Genomic DNA, 2,065 nt, shown 5'->3' with positions numbered 1-2,065 from the left:
AGCTGCAAAGAGCATGTCAGTTCTCAATCTGGCGTTCATTTGAATCATCAAGTACCCTAAGCCCTTTTGAGCGCCTACCCATTCCCCAAGTACTGCCCCGATTGTAGCGACGGCGACGGCCATCTTAAGCCCGGCAAAAAATGAGGGCAGGGCGGCAGGCCAATAGAGAAGGCGCATCTTTTTCCAAAAAGATGCATCGAGGAGGTCGAAAAGCACCTCATAATCCGGGTCAACTTGTTTAAAACCAGAGTGCAATGAAACGGTCAAAGGAAAAAATATTACTATAGTGGCCATGATGATTTTGCTCAAAAGTCCGTATCCAAACCACACGACAAGCAAAGGGGCCAAAGCGAAGATTGGTATGGCCTGCGATATGACGAGAAAGGGCGTTACTGCGGCATCGATGCTTGGAAAATTAAACATGACCATTGCAAGGGGTATGGATATGGCAAGGCTAATCAGTAAACCGAGTAAAATCTCGACCGCGGTAACTAGCGTGTTTTCTAAAAGCAAAGGTGCTTGAGAAAAACACGTATATAAAATAAGACTTGGAGCAGGAAGTATGAATTTAGGAATGTGCAAAAAGTTTACCGAAATTTCCCATATCACAAGGATAAATGTTAAGACTAAAAAGGATGTTCGCCTATACATTGACGAGCTCTCCTTTTAGCGTGGAAAATATATTTTCTGCCATCTCCGTTAACTCGAAGTCCAAATGATACCTGGGCTTTGGCAAATTGCTTAAGTCGATCTCCTTTATTATGCGCATGGGTAAGTGTGAAAGTAAAAATATCTTATCCGCAAGCATTAAAGCCTCCATTACGTCGTGGGTGATCATCAATACGGTTTTGTCGAATTCCAACTGGATGCGCAAAATTTCGTTTTGAAGCAATCGCCGGGTAAGTGCGTCAAGAGCTGAAAGAGGTTCGTCTAGCAAGAATATTTCTCTGTCAAAAAGCAAGGTGCGGACCAAAGCGGCTCTTTGGCGCATGCCTCCGGATATTTGATATGGAAAGTAATGCTCGAATCCTGATAAGCCAAATCGGGATAAAAGACGTTTTGCCTTGACTTCTCCGGCCTTTAAATCTCTCTTTAAAGTTTTTATCGGGATCAAAACGTTGTCCAAAATGTCGAACCACGGAAGCAGCAAATCTTTTTGGAGCATCATTGCGGTATTTTCTTTCAAGTTTAGTGCCTTTAGCCCCTCCCACTCTATGTGACCACCATTAGAGGGTTCTATCCCGGCAATGACGCGAAATAAAGTACTTTTACCGCATCCAGAGGGTCCTAAGAAGGCGGCAAAACCTCCCTTTTCTACCATGAAGCTTATATTTGTAAATACCGTGAGATCTGAGTAAATTTTGCTGATGTCGCAAACCCTTAACAAACTAAAGCCGACCTCCTTATTTAAGGATCAGTCGGCATATTGGGGAAGGAATTATTTTTTGAAGGCCTAAAAATTTACACCTTCCCTACGCCGGCATGACCCGGATCAGGTTCTAAGGGTCGAAGCTTTTTAGCTTCCTCTCAGTCGGTAAACCGACTCCCCCAGGACACATTTATAATTTTAACACAAAGTTTTACCGCCTGTTAAATAAACATCTTTAAGTTTATGTTTTGGCAAGCTTATTTGGGTGGATCACATTCTTCAGTGAGTACGTATATCATTGACGGCTTTACGCTGAATGAAACGTTTTGGCCTTCGTTCAGGTTTAAAGTGGAATAAGAATCTTTGGGATGCTCCGTGTGCCATTCTATTCCGGCACTATGAATGTAAAGCCGTACTAAGTGGTTCATCTCAATTCTTTCTATTATCTTTCCCTCCATGGCATTGGGCTTTAATTCCGGGTCAACGGGAAGATCTGGGTAAAGCAATTTGATGTGCTCGGGAGGTATAAAAACGGTGGCCTTTCCTCTTGCCGGACTCGTGGGTTGTAATAGCTTTAGTTTTCCCTCAGGCCACCTGAACCAATGGTTTCCTTCTTCCATTATGATTTCGCCCTGTATCAGTGTTCCCCAACCCAAGGAATGCCAAACATTTTCCTGGCTTTGGGGGTCCCAAAGT

General features: G+C 43.5%; 2 protein-coding genes, 1 pseudogene and 1 riboswitch. All 3 genes and pseudogenes read right to left on the bottom strand.

Annotation, left to right across the window (positions count from 1 at the left end; genetic code table 11):
* A partial coding sequence (locus Q7P41_RS00065; RefSeq protein ID WP_303881038.1) for an ABC transporter permease occupies nucleotides 1-651 on the bottom strand: 651 nt, incomplete at its 3' end.
* Nucleotides 644-1,387: an ABC transporter ATP-binding protein gene (locus tag Q7P41_RS00060; protein ID WP_303881037.1), complete on the bottom strand. Its 744-nt coding sequence runs from the start codon at nucleotides 1,385-1,387 to the stop codon at nucleotides 644-646. The genes Q7P41_RS00060 and Q7P41_RS00065, both read right to left, overlap by 8 nt.
* A gap of 65 nt (nucleotides 1,388-1,452) precedes the next feature.
* Nucleotides 1,453-1,560, bottom strand: a riboswitch (TPP riboswitch).
* 66 nt (nucleotides 1,561-1,626) lie between these two features.
* Nucleotides 1,627-2,065 (bottom strand): annotated as a pseudogene (locus Q7P41_RS00055) (molybdenum ABC transporter ATP-binding protein); the annotation flags it as partial.

The organism is Acetomicrobium mobile (assembly GCF_937920065.1).
The sequence above is the reverse complement of the archived record's forward strand: the minus strand, read 5'-3'. Positions and strand labels throughout refer to the sequence as shown.